The organism is Hydrococcus rivularis NIES-593 (genome assembly GCF_001904635.1).
GTDB classification, from domain to species: Bacteria; Cyanobacteriota; Cyanobacteriia; order Cyanobacteriales; family Microcystaceae; genus Hydrococcus; species Hydrococcus rivularis.
In genome coordinates this window covers 1-21,571 of record NZ_MRCB01000048.1, presented here as the reverse complement: position 1 = coordinate 21,571, position 21,571 = coordinate 1, and the positions used below count along the sequence as shown (strand labels likewise).

At 45.6% G+C, this 21,571-nt stretch carries 22 protein-coding genes and 1 pseudogene; 14 read left to right on the top strand and 9 right to left on the bottom strand.

Annotation, left to right across the window (positions count from 1 at the left end; translation table 11 throughout):
* Positions 1 to 253, top strand: a 253-nt coding sequence (locus tag NIES593_RS25845) for a hypothetical protein (RefSeq protein ID WP_245817707.1), incomplete at its 5' end; no start/stop codon positions are given.
* Here the strand turns inward: NIES593_RS25845 and NIES593_RS22000 are convergent.
* The 3 genes and pseudogenes from NIES593_RS22000 to cbiT form a co-directional block, all read right to left on the bottom strand.
* Positions 186 to 326: pseudogene (locus tag NIES593_RS22000) on the bottom strand (transposase); the annotation flags it as partial. The gene NIES593_RS25845 and the pseudogene NIES593_RS22000 overlap by 68 nt on opposite strands.
* 116 nt (positions 327 to 442) lie before the next feature.
* Positions 443 to 1,336 (bottom strand): phosphatidate cytidylyltransferase, encoded by an 894-nt coding sequence (locus NIES593_RS21995; protein WP_073601626.1) that lies wholly within the window; start codon positions 1,334 to 1,336, stop codon positions 443 to 445.
* A gap of 138 nt (positions 1,337 to 1,474) precedes the next feature.
* Positions 1,475 to 2,071 carry a precorrin-6Y C5,15-methyltransferase subunit CbiT gene (cbiT, locus tag NIES593_RS21990; protein WP_073601625.1) on the bottom strand — a complete coding sequence of 199 codons (597 nt, stop codon included), beginning with the start codon at positions 2,069 to 2,071 and terminating at the stop codon, positions 1,475 to 1,477.
* A gap of 445 nt (positions 2,072 to 2,516) precedes the next feature.
* On the opposite strand from cbiT, the gene NIES593_RS21985 reads away from it, so the two are divergent.
* The gene (locus NIES593_RS21985; protein WP_073601624.1) at positions 2,517 to 3,242 is read left to right on the top strand and encodes a response regulator transcription factor; all 726 of its coding nucleotides are present in this window, start codon (positions 2,517 to 2,519) and stop codon (positions 3,240 to 3,242) included.
* 80 nt (positions 3,243 to 3,322) lie between these two features.
* Here the strand turns inward: NIES593_RS21985 and NIES593_RS21980 are convergent, their stop codons facing one another.
* The 5 genes from NIES593_RS21980 to NIES593_RS21960 all read right to left on the bottom strand — a co-directional run bounded on the left by NIES593_RS21980 (position 3,323) and on the right by NIES593_RS21960 (position 10,710).
* Positions 3,323 to 4,519, bottom strand: coding sequence for a glycosyltransferase family 4 protein (locus NIES593_RS21980; protein WP_073601623.1), 1,197 nt, complete (start codon positions 4,517 to 4,519; stop codon positions 3,323 to 3,325).
* Positions 4,520 to 4,577: 58 nt separating this feature from the next.
* Complete coding sequence (locus tag NIES593_RS21975; protein ID WP_217652006.1) at positions 4,578 to 4,793, bottom strand: hypothetical protein; 216 nt, start codon at positions 4,791 to 4,793, stop codon at positions 4,578 to 4,580.
* Between the two features lie 243 nt (positions 4,794 to 5,036).
* Positions 5,037 to 8,324, bottom strand: a complete 3,288-nt coding sequence (locus NIES593_RS21970) for an efflux RND transporter permease subunit (RefSeq protein ID WP_073601621.1) — start codon at positions 8,322 to 8,324, stop codon at positions 5,037 to 5,039.
* Between the two features lie 82 nt (positions 8,325 to 8,406).
* A complete protein-coding gene (locus tag NIES593_RS21965; RefSeq protein ID WP_073601620.1) occupies positions 8,407 to 9,792 on the bottom strand; it encodes an efflux RND transporter periplasmic adaptor subunit in 1,386 nt (461 codons plus the stop codon).
* A gap of 231 nt (positions 9,793 to 10,023) precedes the next feature.
* The gene (locus NIES593_RS21960; protein ID WP_175561206.1) at positions 10,024 to 10,710 is read right to left on the bottom strand and encodes a GUN4 domain-containing protein; all 687 of its coding nucleotides are present in this window, start codon (positions 10,708 to 10,710) and stop codon (positions 10,024 to 10,026) included.
* Between the two features lie 141 nt (positions 10,711 to 10,851).
* Between NIES593_RS21960 and NIES593_RS21955 the strand changes: the two genes are divergently transcribed.
* The 11 genes from NIES593_RS21955 (at position 10,852) to NIES593_RS21905 (ending at position 19,636) form a co-directional block, all read left to right on the top strand.
* Positions 10,852 to 11,844 (top strand): aspartate carbamoyltransferase catalytic subunit, encoded by a 993-nt coding sequence (locus NIES593_RS21955; protein ID WP_073601618.1) that lies wholly within the window; start codon positions 10,852 to 10,854, stop codon positions 11,842 to 11,844.
* Between the two features lie 267 nt (positions 11,845 to 12,111).
* On the top strand, positions 12,112 to 12,618 hold the full coding sequence (locus tag NIES593_RS21950) for a GNAT family N-acetyltransferase (protein WP_073601617.1): 507 nt from the start codon (positions 12,112 to 12,114) through the stop codon (positions 12,616 to 12,618).
* A 44-nt stretch (positions 12,619 to 12,662) separates the two neighbouring features.
* Entirely contained in the window at positions 12,663 to 13,151 is a 489-nt protein-coding gene (locus NIES593_RS21945; RefSeq protein ID WP_073601616.1) for a molybdenum cofactor biosynthesis protein MoaE, read from the top strand.
* Positions 13,152 to 13,533: 382 nt separating this feature from the next.
* Entirely contained in the window at positions 13,534 to 14,283 is a 750-nt protein-coding gene (locus NIES593_RS21940) for a phycobilisome rod-core linker polypeptide (RefSeq protein ID WP_073601615.1), read from the top strand.
* Positions 14,284 to 14,624: 341 nt separating this feature from the next.
* Complete coding sequence (locus tag NIES593_RS21935) at positions 14,625 to 15,143, top strand: C-phycocyanin subunit beta (RefSeq protein ID WP_073601614.1); 519 nt, start codon at positions 14,625 to 14,627, stop codon at positions 15,141 to 15,143.
* Positions 15,144 to 15,223: 80 nt separating this feature from the next.
* Positions 15,224 to 15,712 (top strand): C-phycocyanin subunit alpha, encoded by a 489-nt coding sequence (cpcA, locus tag NIES593_RS21930; RefSeq protein ID WP_015143844.1) that lies wholly within the window; start codon positions 15,224 to 15,226, stop codon positions 15,710 to 15,712.
* Positions 15,713 to 15,825: 113 nt separating this feature from the next.
* The gene (locus tag NIES593_RS21925; RefSeq protein ID WP_073601613.1) at positions 15,826 to 16,650 is read left to right on the top strand and encodes a phycobilisome linker polypeptide; all 825 of its coding nucleotides are present in this window, start codon (positions 15,826 to 15,828) and stop codon (positions 16,648 to 16,650) included.
* 42 nt (positions 16,651 to 16,692) lie between these two features.
* Positions 16,693 to 17,511, top strand: coding sequence for a phycobilisome linker polypeptide (locus NIES593_RS21920; protein ID WP_073601612.1), 819 nt, complete (start codon positions 16,693 to 16,695; stop codon positions 17,509 to 17,511).
* Positions 17,512 to 17,548: 37 nt separating this feature from the next.
* On the top strand, positions 17,549 to 18,424 hold the full coding sequence (locus NIES593_RS21915; protein ID WP_015143847.1) for a phycobilisome linker polypeptide: 876 nt from the start codon (positions 17,549 to 17,551) through the stop codon (positions 18,422 to 18,424).
* Between the two features lie 119 nt (positions 18,425 to 18,543).
* Positions 18,544 to 18,789 carry a rod-capping linker protein CpcD gene (locus tag NIES593_RS21910; protein WP_073601611.1) on the top strand — a complete coding sequence of 82 codons (246 nt, stop codon included), beginning with the start codon at positions 18,544 to 18,546 and terminating at the stop codon, positions 18,787 to 18,789.
* Positions 18,779 to 19,636 carry a C-phycocyanin alpha-cysteine-84 phycocyanobilin lyase subunit CpcE gene (locus tag NIES593_RS21905; RefSeq protein WP_073601610.1) on the top strand — a complete coding sequence of 286 codons (858 nt, stop codon included), beginning with the start codon at positions 18,779 to 18,781 and terminating at the stop codon, positions 19,634 to 19,636. The genes NIES593_RS21910 and NIES593_RS21905 overlap by 11 nt, the downstream gene beginning before the upstream one ends.
* A gap of 114 nt (positions 19,637 to 19,750) precedes the next feature.
* Here NIES593_RS21905 and NIES593_RS24415 read toward each other — a convergent pair whose 3' ends face one another.
* On the bottom strand, positions 19,751 to 19,906 hold the full coding sequence (locus tag NIES593_RS24415; RefSeq protein ID WP_175561205.1) for a hypothetical protein: 156 nt from the start codon (positions 19,904 to 19,906) through the stop codon (positions 19,751 to 19,753).
* Between the two features lie 650 nt (positions 19,907 to 20,556).
* On the opposite strand from NIES593_RS24415, the gene NIES593_RS21900 reads away from it, so the two are divergent.
* Positions 20,557 to 21,571, top strand: a 1,015-nt coding sequence (locus NIES593_RS21900) for an RNA-guided endonuclease InsQ/TnpB family protein (protein WP_342747392.1), incomplete at its 3' end; no start/stop codon positions are given.

Genomic DNA, 21,571 nt, shown 5'->3' with positions numbered 1-21,571 from the left:
TAGAACGGGTCGCACGTCTTACCGAGTCTCCGAGGGCTGTGACGGTCGTTCCAGCCGTGCGGAATGCACTGCCGCATTCGGGCCCGAATGCATTCGGGCTGGGTCGGCAGCCAGCATTCTTAAGAGGATGTCTGAAAAGTCGCAGACTAAGCCAATCGCCTCAGCATCAGACGAATCATGGCAACTCAAATCATCGTCTCAGAAGTGGCTGGTAATACCTCATAATCTTTGCTTAAACGCCGACACCAGTTAAACCAACCAAAAGTTCGTTCAACTACCCAGCGCCTCGGCAAAACTTCAAAACCGTTGGCAGAGTCAGAGCGTAGAACGGTATGATTGATTCATGACTCTCGGAACCTGTCGTTTTTTCCTATTGACAGATTAATGTTACGAGAGCTTTTTCTTTCTGTTCGCGATCGCGAGCTTAATCATTCCTAACTTTTCAGACATCCTCTAACAAGGGCAAAAATAAAGTGACGAAATAGTAAACCAAAGGAGCAGTAAAAACATAACTATCCGTGCGATCTAGAATTCCGCCGTGTCCGGGAATTAATTGTCCCGAATCTTTTACGCCTGCATCGCGTTTCATCATCGATTCGGTTAAATCGCCTAGAAGACTAACAATACCAATTAACACCCCTAAAATCAGCCCCGTTATTTGCCAATAGGGCCACTCTAAATAGCAGGCTCCAATTTCTGCAACGGCGATGCTTCCTAAAATGCCAAAAATAGTGCCTTCAACTGTCTTTTTTGGACTAATGTGCGACAATTGAGTGCGACCAAAGAACTTGCCCATGATATAGGCACTGATATCGGCTGCAATAATGCAACCAAATGCCAGAAAAGTAATGACTAAAGCTGGCGGAAACAGCTTCAGGTGCATCCAAGACTGGGGCCAAAAACCCATCAAAGGCAGATTGCTGCTAGCAATACTGACTGGCATTGTGGCTGGCATAAAACCAACCCGCAATCTAATCCAATAGCTGGGAAGATAGCCACCGTAAAATAATCCGAGAATTGAAGTTGATATGTCGGCAATCGTCGCTAATTTGGGCTGAAAGAGCAGATAAAAGCAGATTAGAGCGCCCGTTAAGGGAAACACGGCATCGGTTAGCGTAGGCGCGATCGCAGCTGTGACGAGCAATAATTGAGAGAGTACCAGTGTCGTCTTAGCAGCAGGCGCAATGCCTTTGGCACGAACCAGTTGGAAATATTCCCGCTGTCCCAAAAAGACAATGACTCCAATTCCCAGGGTGAAGTACCAGCCCCCGACAATAATCATCCCCAAAGCTAGGGGGATCGCAACAATAGCACTAACAATACGAGACCAAGGCATATTATTGTTTTTAGAAAAAACCCAGTGGCGAAAATAAATACCAGCCAGGTCAGGTTAAGAAATCCTTATGAAAGGTTAACAAATTCCCGTATTCAAATTGTATAAATTTTGGATGAATTGTAGGGAGCGATCGCGCTATCAGGAATCCAACTTTTCGCCGCTCAAAATAAAAATAGGATCGACTGCGGCGAAGATTTGATGAATTCCGCGCGTCTCCAAGCGATTGACGGCTGCTTGCACCACGTCGATATTGCGCGCTTGTAACTTTGCCAAGCCTTCTGAGATCAGGTAAAGACTTTCTAGATTGGCTGCCGTTGCGACAACTCTGCCTTCGGGTTTTAGGTACTGCCAAACTTGTTTCAAAATCTCTTCAATCGGTCGCCCTCCTTCAATACAAACCCTATCCGGTAAAGGATGTAGCCCTTCAAGACAATCTGGGGCGCTTCCTTCGATGACTTCTACATTGGCGACGCTAAAGCGATCGCAGTTGCGGCGAATCAAGCTGGCAACTTCTTCGTCTCGTTCTACTGCAATAATTTTCCCTTTGGGACAGAGCAATCCTGTTTCTACTGGAATAGTACCAGTTCCTGCCCCAATATCCCATAAAACCGAATCGGCTTTTAATCTCAGGGCACAGATCAACAGCAATCTTACTTCTCGCTTGCTTAAGGGAATGCCGGGCAAGCGCTCGAATAGATCGTCGGAAATGCCGGGAGTCGTATAGGGCCAAAGCATAGCGATCGCAAAGACGAACGACAGACGAGGAGATAGACGTCAGAAATAATTTTCCTGGCCAAATCTTTTTCTTGTCCTCGACTTCTTCTATTTTCGCTAACTTTTTAAGTTATAGAAGTCAATATGGCAAAGAAGCGATCCTTTGAGTACAAGAAATTGTGCAAAAGAATTAATACAATTGCAATAATGATGGTAAAAATGTCTAAAAGCTGAATTTTTCTGGTAAATTTACAAAAAACTCAAGAAATGTCTTGACTCTGTTTCGCTCAGCCTGCAACAAAAGGCATGTTAGAGCGAGCCAGACTATTTGAGAATTTAATATAGACATTTGCTTGAAAACAACAAACAAAATCTAGTATCAATTCGCTCTACCCTTACCGAGCAAAGACACTAACGATCTCAACAGCAAAATTTTAGTGACTCTCTAATAGATTGCCTAACTGTTATGGTTGTTCCCTCCGCTCAAAATAAAATAATGGTTGTAGATGACGATCCGGCAGTTCGCTACCTAATTTCTCGTTTTTTTAGCTATAACAACTATGAAATTGCTGCCGCAGAAGATGCTAAAACTGCTCGGAAAATCTTCCAAATATTTCAGCCAGATTTGGTGATTTTAGATGTCAATCTACCCGACGATAGTGGCTTCAATCTCTGCCAAGAAATCCGTCAAACAGGGAAGTTCGTTTTGATGTTAACCTGTCTTACCGATGTCAATTATGTATTAGAAGGATTTGAAAGAGGAGCTGACGATTATCAAACTAAACCATTTAATCTAGAGATTCTCAAAGCTAAAATTGAAGCATTATTAAAACGACGACAGGTTTCTAATAACGTAATATATCCCCTTGTTTCTTCCTACCCATCTCGCCTCATTTTTGACAAGTTAATTATCGATCCTCAAAAATGCGAGGTAGTAGTAGAAGAAAAAATAGTATCTCTAACAGCTTTGGAGTTTGAGTTGTTGTATTTTTTAGCCAGTCATCCCGATCGCGTTTGGGAACGTTCGGAATTAATTTTGTCAGTCTGGAGTCAAAATGATGAGATCGGTGCCGAAAGGAAAGTTGACGTTCATATCGGTCAAATTCGTAAAAAAATCGGCGATTTTGACAGCAAATGGATTAAGACTATTCGCGGGAAAGGTTATATGTTTGAGCCACCCGTTCGGAAATAGGAAATGCAAATTAAAATTGCAAATATATTAGTTTGTTAACTTGAAAATGAGCAGCAAAAAAGTAACCAATTAAAACATCGCTACAAAAGTTGCTGGAGCGCTTGGTCTACTCTTTTGCTCACGGCTTCCCAAGAATATTCTGCCTTAACCAATTCGTAAGCAGCAGCAGTCAGTTTCTCAACTAGGGCATTTTTCGACCAAAGCTGTTCTACGGCTTCGGTTATCGCTTCAATTTCATCTCTAATTAAGAGATGCTCGCCATCTGTGACGTTTAATCCCTCTGCCCCTTTAGTAGTACTGACTGCCGGACAACCAGATGCAAAAGCCTCCAGAAGTTTTAAACGAGTGCCTCCTCCTTGCTGTAAAGGAACGACCATAACACTAGCAGCAGCTAAATAAGGTCGGATGTCTGGAACGCTTCCGGTCACGATGATTCCAGGTTCTAACTCGGCAGCTTGCAGCATCGATTTGGTCGGGCTGCGTCCTACCAGCAGCAGGCGACAATTTGGGTTACTTTTTCGCAGTCGAGGATAAATTTCTTCTATGAGTAACTTCGCTGCAACTTTGTTGGGAGGATAAGAAAAAGTTCCCATGTAGATTAAATTGTGTTGTTTTTCCCCGAACCCTTCAGGAGGATTGCATTGCTCGAGGCGAACGCAGTCATAAGAAGCTACATCAATTCCGTTAGGAATCGCTTGGGGTTGAAATTGCCGCCCGTACAACGTCTTTACAAGAGCGACATCTTCTTCGCTACAAACCCATGTTTGATCGGCTTTACGAATAAAATCTAACTCGATCGATTTAAGGCGCGGCAATCTCATTTTTAAGGCGCCGTGTTTTTGCTCGAAGAGATCTGCCTCAATATTGTGTTCGTCAAAGATAATTCGACATTTTTGGCGTTTTATAATTTTAAGATAGCGATACAACCATATCTCTTCGACGATAGTTAAATCTGGCTGAAATTCTGCTAATACTTTTTCTAATTTTTTGGCAGCAGCTTGTTGATACAACCTATCCACATCGGGATGGGCATTGGGGCGAAGCAACCAGGCACGGCGTTTCCAATTTTCCCAAGACGAAACGGACTTGGCAAGCGTATAGGGATACCAAAAGTCAATTCCTGCGGGCACTTGCGAACTCGCGCTCCACTGACAGATAGAAAAAACCCCTACCGAGCCATACTGCATCATAATGTTGATATTTTGCCAGTTGCGCAGCTCTACGCCACCTGCTGGGGGATAGGGTTTTTCCTTGGTAATAAAGAGAGTACGAACCACTTTATATTATGTAAATATTGTGTTTTTCTTAATGTATCAAGCTCTTTTGGAAATAACATCATCCTTGTGGTTCGATGACTTCAAACTCCGTCTCTTCTAAAGACAAAAAAAGTGGTTCGTCGCTCTTTTCAAACGGATTTTCCTCTAACTTGACTATCCAGCGTCCCGACGTTTCCCTTGCTAGGATGCGTCCCAGAATCCCTGCTGCATAATCGGGATAAAGTACCCGAACCAGGGTTCCTACCTGTACCATTGCTTCACTGTGACCTATCATAGCTTAGTTAAGTCCTGATTAATAATAGGTTAAAAAGAGAGCAAAAAAATAAAAGATTTGGGTCTTCGCTTTCTCGGCTTTGTTGCTTTGCGCTATAAACAAGGCTAATGAATACTTAATATGAATTTCCTAAAATATCGCTACAAATCCTTGGAGAGGGGAACAGGGGAAAGGGGAAAGAAGCATACTCCTTTTCCCATTCAACTATCTGTAGCAGGTCTGAATGGAAATTGGTATAACAATCTACTCATTTTGCCCAGAGGCTCGAAAAGTAGGAACGGTTTCTTCTTCAGAGGAGGGAGGCAACATGGTTTCCGTCCGTCGGGATGGACGAGGTTTGCCCGGCCCGCCGCCTTTTAAGAAGGTCTCTTCTAGATTTTTAATGACGATATAAAGAATGGGGGCAAACAACAGACTTAAGAAAGTGGCTACTAACATGCCACCAAAAACGGCAGTTCCCAAAGACCAACGAGCGAGAGAACCCGCACCCTTTGCCGTCACGAGAGGCATGAAACCGACTAGAGTAGAAATTGCCGTCATGAGAATCGGTCGGAAGCGCTGTTCTGCTGCATAGAGCGCTGCTTGAGTAATGCTCATGCCTAACTCTCGCGATTGGTTGGCAAATTCCACAATCAGAATCGCGTTTTTGCTTGCCATCCCGATGAGCATTACCAGACCCACCTGACAATAGATATTGTTATTGACCACGGGCCAAAGTCCGCCCGCCTGAAAGATATTGGCTCTGAACCAGATGCCTCCTAGAGCGCCCAAAACGGCTAGAGGCACGGTGAGCATGATGATAGCGGGATCGATGTAGCTTTCGTACTGAGCGGCTAGAACCAGGAAAACCATGACAAAACCTAAGCCGAAAATAATCGGCGCAGCACCGCCAGAAGATTTTTCTTCTAGGGCGGTTCCCGTCCATTCAAAGCCAAAACCGGGTTGTAGGACTTGGGCGGCTACCTCTTCCATGGCTGCGATCGCTTGTCCGGTACTGTAACCGGGTGCGGGAGCGCCTTGAATTTCGATCGAGGGGTAGATGTTGTAGTGAGTCACCGTGGGCGGATAGGTAAATTCATTAATATTGACCACGTTGCTCAGTTGTACCATGTTGCCATCGCGCGATCGCACGTACAAGCGGCTGATGTCGTCGGGATTGGAGCGAAACTCGCGGTCTGCCTGCACGTAAACTCGATATTGCCGCTGTCCGAGGATGAAATCGTTGACGTAGTTGGAGCCAAGATATGTTCGTAGGGTTTCAAAAATTTCATCGATCTCGACGTTGAGTGCCTTTGCCTGGCTGCGATCGATGGAAATTTCCATCTGAGGCGTGTTAGATGTGAAGGTCGTAAATACCAGCGGTCTCGGACTGGACGATTTGAATTCGGGTCTTTGATTAGCTGCCGCAACGAGTTTCTGGGCATTGTCGATCAGCGCTTCCATCGGCAGAAGTTGGCGGTTTTGCAGCTCGAACTCGAAACCGCCAGACTGACCTAATCCGTCAACGGGAGGGGCATTCACGGCAAAGGCTAGCATGCCTGTAAGACTTCCAAGTTTCTGGTTGGCTTGAGCGAGCAAACCATAAACCGAGTTTTCTGCACCGGGACGTTCGTCCCAGGGTTTGAGAGGAGCAAAGCAGATCAGTTTATCGGAGCCATTGCCATCAAAGCCAAAACCAGCCAGACAGAATCTGCCTCGAATTCCCTCAATGCCGCTCATCAGCTTATCGATCTGTTCTGCTTGGGCAGCGGTGTAGTTGAGAGAAACGCCAGCCGGGGCTTGACCGATAATGATAAAGTACCCCTGGTCTTCTTCTGGGACAAATCCACTCGGAACGATCTGATAGATCCCTATCGTTATTACCAAACCTGCAACAAAAACGCCGACGACCAGCATTTTAATGCGGGTCAGAAATTCTATAAACCTTCTGTATTGTCGGTTGACCCACTCGAAGAATCGATTGAACAAGCGGAAGAAGGCGCCCAGAGGTCCTTGGGCTTCCTGCCTGGGGCGCAGCAGGACGGCTGACATGCTCGGCGAGAAGGTGATGGCGTTAAAGGTAGACAGGGCGATCGCAAAAGCGATCGTCAGCGCGAATTGCCTGTAGACGATGCCCGTACTGCCGGGGAAAAAAGAGACAGGGATGAATACTGCCATCAATACGATTGAGGTGGCGATAACGGCTCCAAACAATTCTTCCATCGAATCGAGGGCGGCTTGCATCGGTCGCATGCCATGCTCGATTTTTTTGGCGATCGCTTCAACGACAACGATCCCGTCGTCTACGACCAGCCCCGTGGCTAACACGCAGCCGAACAAGGTTAACTGGTTGAGTTCAAACCCAAACATCAACAGAAACGCCATCGCCCCAATCAGAGCAACGGGAATGGCAATGGCGGGAATTAAGGTGGTGCGCCAGTCTTGCAAGAAGACGAAGATGATCAGAACTACTAACGCGATCGCTTGCACCAGGGCCAAAACTACTTCTTGAATTGAAGAAGTGACGAATAGAGTCGGATCGAATCCCACTTCTCCTTTCATGCCAGCTGGGAATTGCTTTGATAGCTCGGCTAGCTTGGCTTTGATAGCACTAGCCGTATCCAGAGCATTGCTGCCGGGCAACTGATAGACTGGCAAACCGATGGCTGGCGAACCATTCCAGATTACGTCTGTGTCGTAACTCTCTGCACCTAATTCGGCTCGACCTACATCTTTTAGTCGAATTAGAGTGCCGTTATCCCCCACCTGAATAACCAGGTTTTCTGCTTCTTCGACGTTTTTAATCCGACCGACAGCTCGCAGGGGGATTTCATATTGTTGCTCGTCTGGGGCTGGCTGCTGACCGATTTTTCCTGCTCCCACTTGAATATTTTGTTCCTGAACGGCATCGACGACATCTTGAGCGCTGAGTCCCCGTGCGGCGAGTTTGTCGGGGTCGAGCCAGATCCGCATGGCATATTTCCGTTCCCCAACGATCTGTGCCCTACCAACCCCTTTAATCCGCCTAATTTCGTCAAGAACGTATAAATCAACGTAGTTACTGATGAATGAGGTGTCGTAGATGTACTCTCCATTCTCGTTTTTTTCTGAGTAAAAAGCCATCGCTATGAGAATGTTTGGGGAAGCTTTGTTAATTGTCACTCCCGTTTGTCTGACCACCTCTGGCAACTCTGCTTCTGCCTGAGCCACTCGATTTTGAACGTTAACTTGAGCAATATTTCTGTCTACCTCTGTGGGAAAGGTAACGGTAATATTAGTAACCCCATTGTTGCTCGTGTTGGAGGACATATATCTCATGTCCTCAACCCCGTTGATTTCTCGCTCGATAATCGTTGTGACGGTCTCTTCTGTGGTTCTCGCATCGGCACCGATATTGGTGGCGGTCACTTGTACCTGCGTTGGCGCGATCTGCGGGAGTTTCGCGATCGGCAGTAGGGGAATGGAGATGGCTCCAACTAGGATGATTACTATGGTGCAGACTGTCGTTAGGACAGGTCGTTTGATAAAGGGAGTGGAAATAGAAAACAGCATAAGCTCCTCGATAAGAGTGAGGGGAAGCAGGGAGACGGGGAGACTCCGAGAATAGGAAAATATTAACTTCCGAATTCCGAAATTACTTCTTCTGTTGCGATGCGATCGTCTCTTGGGCAACGGGCGTTCCATCCTGGAGATTGAGAAGACCCGAAGTAATTACTTTTTCACCCGCCTTAATTCCCGATCGCACGGCGTAGTCTTGCCCTTGAATGCTTCCCAAGGTCACGGGCTTTTGCTTTGCCACTAACGTCGGCTTTCCTTGTTTGTTTTCTGCTTGTTGGGCAACAAAAACAAAAGGCTGTCCGCCAATGCGAGTAACGGCAGTGGTGGGAATTAACACGCCCGGTTGTTGCTCCCAAACGACTCTCGCCTTGACATATTGGTTGTCTCGCAAGCTGCCATCATTGCGGAAGGTGGCTTTGGCAAGGATAGTTTGGTTGGTGTTATTGACATTGGGGGAGATGAACGTAACTTGACCCTTGACTTCTACCTTCCCATCCGCATTGATAATCTCGACAGGTAGTCCGGTTCGCAATTGGGAGCGACGTTCCGTAGGAACGCTAATTCGTAGGTCAAAGGTTTGGTTATTCGTAATTGTGGTAAGTTCTGCCCCAATTTGGACGTAATCTCCTACTTTATAAGGAAAATCGCCAACTATGCCGTTAATTGGAGCAGTCACGGTGTTAAAGCCGAGCGTCTGGCTGCTGACTCCCAACTGTCCTTCTGCTCTTGCCACGGCTGCCTTTTGACTGTCTATATTAGCTAGTGCCTGTTCGACTCGTTTTTCGGCTGCTTGTAAAGATTTGACGGAGGCATTGAGCGATCCTCTTAGAGAATCGCGGGTTTTAATCCGAGATGCGAGTTGCGCTTTCCTGGTATTGAGGTCGCGGGTGCGATTGTCCAAATCCTGTTGGGATTGTGCCCCTTCCTTGACTAGAAAAACGAAGCGATCGTAATTTTTCTGCGCCAATTCTAATTCGGCTTGAATGTCTTGTACGTCCGCATCGGCTCTCGCCAAATTAGCCCTAGCTTCTTCAACCTGGGCTTCTGCTCGCGCGCGTTCTGCTTCTGCTGCCCTCAAGTCAGCTTGTCTTGCATTGAGATTCGCTTTCTCGATATTGACTTGCGAGGCGGCGGCTCTTACGTCTTCTTGCTCTCTGGTCGGTTGCAGTTCGACGATTTTCTGCCCTGCCGCGACTCTCTCGCCACTATCGACGAAAATCCGCAGAATTCGACCGTCGATTCGCGGTGCCAAGCGGACTCTTTGTTTCGCTTCGAGATTGCCTACGTATTCGCTACTGTCGGCAACCATGGCTTTTGCGGCTGTCTGTATTTTGACTTGAAAGGCTGGCGGTCCGCCAGCACCTGCCTGCTGCTGACCGGGGCTGCACGCTGCTGCGAGCAGAGAAAGGGCAATAGCAGTTCCCAATAACGGTTTTGAGCATGAACTGTTAGGTGTAACCATTAAAGTCTCAACTGGTTAGAGAATTAATTGGGTAAGAAACTCTAAGCTCTGTCGTAAGGTGGATGAAATTATTCAACCCATAGATTAAAAATTATGAGCCGAAATTTTTTAAAGACAATTAATGACACATTATATAAATCCTTTCGCGATCGCTGATTTTTTCTAGTCTTTTGTCATTCTACTAGATGACAAAAAAGACAAAATTAAGAAAAGAAAATTAGAGCAATCGTCTTATTTTTTCTGTGCATTTAATGATTTTGTTTCGTTTCCTGGAGGGATTACATTTAATGGGTTAGTTTCGCTCGCTGGAGGCGTTGGATTCGCTGGGGGAGTAACTAACTTGCAGTCAACCATTCGCTTGCTAAGCGTGACATATTCGAGCCTTCCTCCATTAATTTGATATTCTTGTCTTGGGTTGGGAAGATGTCCTATTGGTGCGTCGAGACTATAGTTTAAATTTTCCTTAAAATCGATCCATCGTTGTTCCTTTCGCCAGCCAACGCGATCGCCAAATTTTTCGTATGCATCTACGTCTACCAATCGCCCCGGTCTGTTACCAGTTTCTACAAAAATAGGAAACTGGACGCTAAAACCAAAGCGCCCTTTGGAATATTCTTTCCAAAGACTATCAATTGTTTTCAAATCCCAGCAAGGAAATTTTTCGATATTTTGGCTTGAAAGCCATCCTTGCGCTTCTCGATTGGCTGCTTTCAACATCAATTGTTTGGTTCGATCGTTGGCTTTGCGCCACTGTCCAGTCGCTAATAATTGACGCAAAAAGTTATAGTTAATACGAGTTTCGGGCGAAATCAGCGAAGAGTCGTTAGTGGATGGGGAGTTAGTCTGAGAAAGCAGTTGGGCTAAAGCAGCACTCGTCGGCAACAAGCACAAAGCCAAAGCTAACGCGAGCTTTTTCATAGTCATCATCCTTTTTGTCATATTTATGTTTATTAGCTTGAAGTTAGGAGTCATAGAATAACGCGATCGTTGTTTTCTTGAGACGATGCGCCACCTTTTGTAGCAAAATAATCGAAGATATGAATAGGGAACTTTCCCATTATGCAATTTACCTGGACTCGTCACCACATCCTCGCCCTAGCTGATTGGGTTCCCCAAGAATACGATATCGTGCTGCAAACTGCTTCGAGTTTCCGGGAAGTTCTCTCAAGGCGAACCAAAAAAGTCCCAGCCCTTCAGGGACGGGTGGTGACGAATTTATTCTTTGAACCTTCAACGCGCACGCGCAGCAGTTTTGAACTGGCAGCTAAGCGGCTTTCTGCCGATATCCTCAATTTCTCGCCAGGGACTTCTTCCATAACTAAGGGAGAAACCATTTTAGACACGGCAAAAACTTATCTGGCGATGGGAACCGATATTATGGTGATCCGTCACCAGCAAGCAGGCGTTCCCAACGCGATCGCACAAGAAATGGATCGCCTTAATACTGGAGTTAGCGTTTTCAATGCAGGCGACGGACAGCACGAACACCCTTCTCAAGCTTTACTGGATTTATTTACTATTACATCTCTACTAGACCCAGAAAATCCTCGCGTCGAACTGCTAAGAGGAAAAAAAATTGCCATTGTCGGCGATATTCTACATTCAAGGGTAGCGCGATCTAATATTTGGAGTTTGACGGCGGCAGGAGCGGAAGTTCATTTAGCAGGACCGCCGACGCTAGTTCCTATGTTATTTGCAAGTATGGGCGATCGCACTCATGGAGGTCAATTATTGTTACACTGGGAAATCGAACCCGCTTTGCAGGATGCCCATTTTGTTATGACCTTGCGCCTGCAAAAAGAACGCATGACCGAGCATTTATTGCCCAGTTTGAGGGAGTATCACCAACGATATGGCATTACGCGCGATCGCCTCAAGCTCTGTCAAAATGATGTCAAAGTTCTCCATCCGGGACCCGTTAACCGAGGCGTAGAAATTGATTCCGATTTGATGGACGATCCTGCTTTGAGTCTAATTTCCGAGCAAGTCACTAACGGAGTAGCAGTGCGGATGGCGCTTTTATATCTGATCGGAAATCTCAAGGCGAGTTGAAAATTTGAGCCAAAACAATTCAAAATTATCAATTCAAAATTCTTCTTCTTCCTGGTTGAATTTTGAACTTTGAATTTTGAATTCAAAAAATGGTCATGCGACCAGCCTATTTAATATCGTGCGAATGTGCGATCGCAAGTAGAAAGATTATTCCGTTGCATAATACAAATATATTTTTGTAGTATATTATTACATCAAGGGGATCGAGTCAGGTATAACTACGAGCAGATAAATATGCCTGTAAATAAGTTTCAGCCATGAATGACAATGACCTACTTGCTTTATAGCGATCGCTTGCACCTGCGTCCGTGCCAGATCGACGATCTCGACTTCTTGCACGAGTTATGGAACGATCCAGATGTACGAAGATTTCTCTTCGACGATCGCATTATTTCCCGCGAAGAAGCACAATTTTTCGTCGATTTAAGTATCAAAAGTTTCAAAAACGGTGGATATGGGCTTTGGCTTTTCTTTGAATGCCAGAGCGATCTAGTCGCAGGATTCGCAGGTTTGCTAGACTTTTTCCAGGAAGCGCCGAGTCTCATCTTCGGCACCAAACCTCAACTCTGGGGGCGCGATTACGCTACGGAAGCGGCTTTGGCAGTGTTGCGCTATGCGTTTGAAACACTCGGTAGCGATCGCGTTCTTGCCGATGTTGACGAAGCAAACGCAGCTTCAATCCGAGTGCTTGAGAAACTCGGCATGTCGCCAAACCGACGGGCGATCGTTAACAAACGACCGCTTTTGTATTATGAAATTCGCGATCGCCCTTGACTGCGCCAAAATACAAGTAAGTCAATTCAAAATTCTTGTTGCCTATGACTTCTAGCGTAACATCTGTTGCCAGTACGACTGGAGAACGCGATCGCTTTAGAATCAGTTTTGCTTCCCTATCGCTCGATGAAGTTTACAATCTTGCCAACGATCCTGCTAATGGCGCAATTGTTGTTATGAGCGGTACGGTTCGCCAGCAAACCGATGGAAAGCCCGTTCTTTACCTAGAATACCAAGCCTACGAACCAATGGCACTGGCAATCTTTCGTCAAATTGCCGCCGAGATTCGCCAGCGCTGGATGGATACCAATCGCGTTATTATTCACCATCGCATTGGCAAGCTAGAGATTGGAGAAATTAGCGTTTTAGTGGCAGTTGGCTGTCCCCATCGCGCGGAAGCTTTTGAAGCTTGTCGCTATGCCATTGATACCCTCAAACACAATGCCCCTATTTGGAAAAAAGAATACTGGGCAGACGGTTCGAGTACTTGGGTGAGTATCGGGGCATGCGAGCAAACGAATGCTAATTGCTGAAGTTTTAGATTTTACCTGTAGTGCGAGCATCTTGCTTGCTAGATATAAAAATCTATCAACTTAAAAAGAAGTTATTCTCATTAAGTTATTTTGAGAATTATGAAAAACAAGTCATAAAAGCTCAGAGCGATCGACCCTCAATAAGCTTATCTAATAAGAGTTTCGTCGCAACTGAAAGAAAATTCATTAAAGATTTTAAATCTTACCAAAGTTGAGCTAGCTTACTGCAAAATATTACAGATTATGAAAAAACGAAATTTTGGCAAACGCCATCTTTTACCCTCAAAGATAAATAAGCAAAATTACTCATTCAATTGAAAATAGCAGAAATTTCCGACTAAGACGGAAACTTTAGCCCTGTCCTTAATTAAGGAGGTTTAAGGTGTCGATTCCTTTGTTAAACTATCCCCCGTCTACCTCAAACCAGCGAGTAGAAGGTTTTGAAGTTCCGGGGGACGAACAGCCCGCGATTTATAATACAGAAATTCTTCTATCGGGAGGAGAAATCGACGAGCTAATTAGAGCAGCCTATCGGCAAATTTTTAACGAACAACAGCTTCTCGCCAGCAATCGCCAAAAAACCTTGGAATCTCAACTGAAATTCGGTCAAATTACGGTTAGAGATTTTATCCGGGGATTAGTTCTTTCTGACACTTTCCGGCGGCGCAATTACGAGCCGAATAATAATTATCGGTTTGTGCAGATGTGCATTCAACGACTGCTAGGACGGGATGTTTACAGCGATCGCGAAAAACTGGCTTGGTCTATCGTACTCGCTACCAAAGGGTTGAAAGGGTTTATTGACGAGCTGCTCGATAGCGAAGAGTATCTGACTAATTTTGGCTACGATACCGTTCCCTATCAACGGCGGCGAATTCTGCCCCAACATAACCAAGGCGATCTGCCTTTTGCGCGAATGCCTCGCTACGGGGAAGACCATCGCAAGCAACTGGAAACACTAGGTTATTTCCAAGCCAAACCCATACGGGAATATCGGTGGGAGTGGCAGAAACCGCCTTATCCGAAAGCAGCGAGAATGCTGGGTAAAGCGATCGCGATCTTTGGCGCTACCTTTGTTGGATTGGTTGCTATTGCCTCTGCCTTAGCAGCTTGGGGATTGATTAACCTATAGACAATTAAAGAGCGGTTCCATCAAATTCTGAAAAAATTTACAAGATGTAACAAACAAAGGTTCATTCCCATTGTATAAAAGTAACTTGAGGTGGGAAAAAGTCAGGTGAGAGTTAACCCAAACACCTAAATCCACCTTCTTGAGGTTCATCACATTTGTGTGAAGTTTTCTCAGTTTCTTAAAAAAACTTTAAGAAATGCTGGGGGAGCGGAAAAACAAGAAAACTGTTTCTATAAACCTTCTAAGTGGCTCAAACTGCTTAGGAAATTTGCATCGAGACTCGGTTTTGTCAAACCAAACTCAACTTAACTTGAAGTACTTTAATTAGGAGATGAATTCCAATGTTTGACGCATTTACCAGGGTTGTTTCCCAAGCTGATGCTCGCGGTGATTTCGTTTCTACCGCTCAAATCGACGCCCTCAACAAAATGGTTGCCGATGGCAACAAGCGTCTAGACGCAGTCAACCGGATCACTAGCAACGCTTCTGCTATCGTTGCTAATGCAGCTCGTGCCTTGTTTGCCGAGCAGCCTCAACTGATCGCTCCTGGAGGTAACGCTTACACCAACCGTCGTATGGCAGCTTGCTTGCGCGACATGGAAATCATCTTGCGCTACGTTACCTATGCTACCTTTACTGGCGATGCTAGCGTACTCAACGATCGCTGCTTGAACGGTCTGCGCGAAACCTATGTTGCTCTGGGCGTTCCTGGCGCTTCCGTTGCTGCTGGCGTTCAAAAGATGAAGGAAGCTGCGATCGCGATCGCAAACGACCGGAATAATATCACTCCTGGCGATTGCAGTGCTTTGATGGCTGAAATTTCTAGCTACTTCGATCAAGCTGCTGCGGCTGTTGCTTAATAGCAGTCATTAAAAGCAGATAGATTAAACAACACCCTTTCTAGGAAAATTTTGCCAAATAATCGGGAGATACCAAAACTATGAAAACCCCTTTGACTGAAGCCGTTGCCTCTGCTGATTCTCAAGGTCGCTTTCTCAGCAGCACCGAGATGCAAGTTGCTTTTGGACGTTTGCGCCAAGCCAAATCTGGATTGGAAGCTGCTAAAGCGTTGACTGCCAACGCTCAAAACTTAATCAACGGTGCCGCTCAAGCCGTGTACAATAAGTTCCCCTACACCACTCAAATGCAGGGGCCGAACTATGCTGCCGACCAACGCGGAAAAGACAAGTGCGCTCGCGACATCGGCTACTACCTCCGCATGATTACCTACTGCTGTATTGCTGGCGGTACTGGTCCGATGGACGAATATTTGATCGCAGGTCTTGATGAAATCAACAGTACCTTTGAATTGTCTCCTAGCTGGTACATTGAGGCGCTCAAGTACATCAAAGCCAACCACGGTTTAAGTGGCGACGCAGCAGTCGAAGCAAATTCCTACATCGACTATGCAATCAACGCCCTGAGCTAATAGAGCTTTTAAGCTCCTTTTGACCCGGAAAGGCGGGAGGTTGTTAGCAAAAGGGTTAGCAATCGTTCGTCTATCCGGGTCTTATTATATCTAAAACCAGCTAGGAGGCAAAAATGACAAGCTTAGCAGCAGCCCAACGCTTAGGAATCGAACCTTATAGCAAACAAGCAGTCGTCGAACTGCGTCCCGATGCTTCAGAAGCCGATAAAGCGACGGTCATTAGAGCCGTATATCGGCAAGTTTTGGGCAACGCTTATGTAATGGAGAGCGAACGGCTAACCGTTCCCGAATCTCAACTCAAACAAGGAAATATTTCCGTGCGCGAGTTTGTCCGGCAGGTAGCCAAATCGGAATTGTACCGTTCCCGATTTTTTGATAATTGCTATCGATATCGAGCTATTGAATTAAATTTCAAGCATCTCCTCGGTCGCGCCCCGGAAAGCTACGAAGAAATGATGGCTCACAGCCAATTGCTCGATGAAGGCGGCTATGAGGCAGAAATTGACTCTTACCTCGATTCAGAGGAATATCAAAGTAACTTTGGCGAATGGATCGTACCCTATTATCGCGGCTTTGCTACCCAAGGTCTGCAAAAAATGGTTGGCTTTACTCGGATTTTTCAACTGTATCGCGGGTATTCCAGTAGCGATAAAGCTCAAATTGGCGGTGGAAAACAGCCCCGTTTGAACCGAGAAGTCATCCAGAATACCTCTTCGCCTATCTATATCGGGTCTACGGGTACCGTTCTTGCCGGAACTTCTGGCGGTAGCCGAGGGAGATTCTATCGGGTACGAGTTACGCAAGCACCGAAAATCGGGCGCATGGCACGAATTCGGCGCAGCAATATGGAATATTTGATTCCTTACGAGCAATTATCTGAAAGATTGCGGCAAATTAACCGCCAGGGCGGTCAGGTTACCAGCATTACGCCGGCTTAAGAACGCGAATTGAATTCTGTTTTCATTAAGGAGAACTCAAAAATGGCGATTACATTAGCCGCATCTCGGCTGGGCACCTCGGCTTTTAGCGAGATGGCGCCCGTTGAGTTGCGCCCAAATTGGTCTCAAGAAGACGCTGAAGCCGTCATTCGAGCCGCTTATCGTCAGGTAATGGGAAACGAGCATCTGATGTCGAGCGAACGGCTAGCGAGTGCTGAGTCCTTGTTACGCAATGGCACGATTAGCGTAAAAGACTTCGTTCGGGCTTTGGCACTCTCAGAATTGTATAAAGAAAAGTTTTTTTACTCTAATCCGCAGAATCGGTTTATTGAGTTGAACTATAAGCATCTGCTAGGACGGGCACCTTACGATCGCGCGGAGATTGCTTATCATACCGATCTCTATAACCATGAAGGTTATGAAGCCGAGATCGACTCTTATCTGGATTCTCCAGAGTATCAAGAAAATTTTGGCGACTCAATCGTCCCTTATTATCGAGGATTTACGACTCAACGAAATCAAAAAACGGTGGGCTTTAGCCGGATTTTCCAACTTTATCGGGGATATGCCAGTAGCGATCGCTCTCAAGGAACAAAAACAGCTAAGCTAGTGCGGGAAGTTTCTCGCAATACTGCTTCGCCCATTCGCATTGGTTCGACACAAGAAGCCCTAGCTGGAATTGCCGGTGGCAGTCGCGGACATTTCTATCGAGTCTGCGTCGCTCAAGCCCCGACGCTCGGTTCCAGGGCAAAAATCCGGCAAAGCAATCAAGAATATCTCGTGTCCTACGAGCAATTATCTGATAAATTGCAACAAATCAACCGTCAAGGTGGCAAAGTTACTAGCATCACGCAAGCTTAACCAGTTAGATTTTGGTTTTAAAAAAGGAGAATTGTAAGTGGCTATTACAGTAGCAGCATCTCGTTTGGGGACATCAGCCTTTGATAGCGCAGCACCTGTTGAGCTGCGTCCCAATTGGTCTCAAGATGACGCTAAAGCCGTCATCCGCGCCGTCTACCGTCAGGTAATCGGCAATGAGTATATCATGGAATCCGAGCGTCTAAAAAGCGCAGAGTCGCTTTTGACTAATGGTTCTCTCAGCGTTCGGGAGTTCGTTCGCGCCGTAGCGAAATCGGAACTTTACAAAAATAAGTATTTCTATAACAACTTCCAGACTCGGACGATTGAGCTGAACTTTAAACACTTGTTGGGTCGCGCTCCCTACGACGAGTCAGAGTTCATCTATCACCTCGACCTCTATCAAAATCAAGGCTACGAAGCTGATATCGATTCTTATATCGATTCAGCCGAGTATCTGGAGAATTTTGGCGAGAATGTCGTTCCTTACTATCGCGGCTTTGCGACCCAGACCGGACAAAAGACAGTCGGATTTACCCGCATGTTCCAGCTGTATCGCGGCTATGCCAATAGCGATTGTTCCCAACTTGGAGGCGGAGTACCTCGCTTAGCAGGCGAACTCGGTCAGAATACTGCATCTGCGGTGGTTGCACCGGGAAATACTTATAGGGCTTCCCGGTCTCGTAACTTGGGAGTAGGAACTACGCCTACGAAAGCATTGGGCGGTTCCGTGCCTTTCGGTTCTCCCAACAAAGTTTACCGCGTTGAGGTAGCAGGAATGACAGGACCCGGATATCCCAGAGTACGTCGGGGCAGCAAAGCTTTCTTCGTTCCTTACGAACAGCTCAACAGTACCTTAGAGCAAATCAACCGTCAAGGGGGCAAGGTGGCGAGCATTACTCCTGCGAGTTTGTAACTTGGCCTAAAAAGAAGATAGGAATTGGGGAAGCTGTCTGCTAGAGCGCGATCGCTCTCCAATTCCTAATTTTCCAGATAAAATCTTTTTTTGAGTTAACTGAAGGAAATATCGCAATTATGCTCGGTAAAACTGCATCAGATAATCGCGTTTTTGTCTATGAAGTCGCGGGAGTGCGACAAAATACGGACAATGATAAAAATAGCTATCCTTTTCGTTCGAGCAGCAGCGTTTTCATTAAAGTGCCCTATCAGCGCATGAATGATGAAATGAGACGAATTACTCGCATGGGTGGCACAATTTTAAGTATCAAGCCCTGGACATCCAATAATGGGTCGGGCGAGCAGTCTAATGATGGAGACTAATCCCAATTCAAATTTGGAAACTTATTTATCGACAGGCGATTCATCCGCCGATCATCCGTCTTTAACGATCGAAGGCGCGATCGCTAATCTCAAACAGCGAGAAGACTTGGGACAGCGATACTATGCCGCCTGGTGGCTCGGTCGTTTTCGCGTCAGGGAACCGGAAGCGATCGCGGCTTTACTCGAAGCGTTAGAAGACGAAACGGATAGAACTCCCGATGGCGGCTATCCCCTGCGCAGAAATGCGGCAACGGCGTTAGGAAAATTGGGCGATCGCCAAGCCGTTCTTCCCTTGATTAAATGTTTGGATTGTCCGGATTACTACGTCCGAGAATCCGCCGCTCAAGCCTTGGAAAAGCTGGGCGATCCGACAGCCATTCCCGCGCTGATGAAATTGTTGGATGGGGGAGTGCAAGCCGCCCGGCAATTTCCTGGCAAGCCTCATTTGGTGCAACCCTACGAAGCGATTCTTGAGGCCTTGGGAACGCTACAGGCGAAAGACGCGATCGCAGCTATCGAGCCGTTTTTAGAACATTTTGTCGAAAAAGTTCGGTATGCAGCGGCGCGGGCGATGTACCAGCTGACCGGGGACCCTATTTATGGAGAGCGTTTGGTTCGAGCATTAGAACGGGACGATTTGCAATTGCGGCGATCGGCTTTGATGGATTTGGGGGCAATTGGTTATCTTCCCGCCGCTGAAGCGATCGCAGAAACGCTTGCCGAAAATAGCCTCAAACTGATTTCTCTCAAAGGATTGCTGGAGAAGCATTTAGAAAACCAGTCGCCGGAAGCAATTTTATCCCCAGAAAGTATTCGCGTCATGCAATTGATGGATCTGCTTTTGTAGAAGCAAGATCGTTTTTACCTGCAGGGCGAGCCAAAATCTGGCTCGCTCTATTGACGAGCGCAATCGGCTCGTGCATCAACCGACTAAGGAAAAAGATTTGGCGAGGTAACCCAGCTAGTCATGTAAGCGACTTGCTACGACCGAGACGCGATCGCTCGCATTTAACAGTTCTCCCGATCGTTGCGAAGAGGACTGCGATAGCTCTGAGAAATGGACGATATTCCAAAGACAAGCCGTTAAAAAGGCACTCCAGAAAAGACGTTCTAACATTTTCTCCTCCTCTTCCACACTCAAGCTGTTGGGTTGAGTTTTAATCAACTCCCCAATCTTTCAACTACTTCAGCCACTCAGGAACTTTTTCCGCAAAAATCTTTAATGCCTACCTTAAGTTTAAAAGAGATTTCCAGTTTTGCGATCGCTCAAATTTAATAAGATAAACCAATAAATTCTGTTTCTAAAATTTTAAAATATCAATCAAATAGCTTTGTTTTATATATCTTAATGTGTGAGAAGATTTTCATTAAGCAACGAAATTTGGTCATTTGAGGAGTTATAATCTGAGAATAATCTCAGGCCTGTTATAACCAAAAAATAAAGTTATTTTCTAGAATTTAGATTTAGCAAGACTTTTGAGCCAACGTTAAATAAAAAAAACGAAATTTTTGCTTTTTTCAAGCGATCGTCTCGTATGAATTTATTTAAAGCAATATAAAAATTCTTATAGAGGAATTGACAAAAAAGGGCTATAGATGTGGGCAGAAATCTGAAAAATCCATTTTGTCATTCTCAGTGCAGTAGAACGTAACGAACTATTTCTAGCGATCGCAAAGCGGCAGTTATCAATGCGCTGGGATGGAATTTCGATTTATCTCAATGGAGCAAGAAGACTCTCGGTGCAGCGAAGCTCACCGATGAGATGAATTGCGACCAGAAAAAACTATTTCTCCTCCTTTGCCTGCTTTTCAGCATATTGTTTCAACTGGTCTATTGTCACCAATCTTAAAAAGACAGAAGAGTTTCAATGGTTGTCTGAGGCAGATTCTCAAGCTTTACAGCAAAGCTTAAAAAACCTAGAAAAGGCGTTGAAAAACTTCTTTGAAGGGAGAGCTAAATTTCCTAGGTTTAAGTCGCGCTCCCACAAACAAACTATCGCTTATCCTCAGCGAGTTTCTGTAACTAAGAACGGTGATGTTAAGCTGCCTAAAATTGGAGAAGTTAGAGCTAAAATTGCCCGACCGATAGCAGGTAAAATCAAGACAGTAACCGTTTCTAAAACTTCGACTGAAAAATACTTTGCCTCAATATTAATGGAAATTCCAGAACGGGAATTACCTGACATTTCTAACTTAAAAATTTCTGGAATTGATGTTGGTTGTATTGATCTAGTGACGGTTTTTGATGGAGAATCGACAACTAAAGTAGCTAATCCTCGTCACTTTAACCGAATCAAACGCAATCTTCGTAGAAAACAGCAGCAGCTTTCAAGGAAGCAGAAGGGTTCAAAGAAAAGAGCCAAAGCCAAGAAAAAAGTAGCTTCGGTCTACGAGCATTTGACCAAGGCTCGTGCTGATTTTTACCATAAACTTTCACGCAAGTTAGTAGACGAAAACCAAGTCTTAGTTTTTGAAAATCTCAATATTAAGGGGTTGAAGAGAACTAATTTAGCTCAATCTTTGGCTGATGCTTGCATAGGGATGTTAGTCAATTTCTGTCAGTACAAGATTGAAAAAACTGGCGGAAAACTAATCGAAATAGATAGGTTCTTTCCTTCTTCTCAGATTTGTTCTCACTGCGGACATCGTGACGGGAAGAAGCCGCTAAATATTCGAGAATGGACTTGTTCTAATTGTGGCACACATCATGATAGAGATGAGAACGCAGCCAAAAAGTGCGATTCGTTCAGTCTAAACCGAAGAATCGGGGGACGACTGGCTC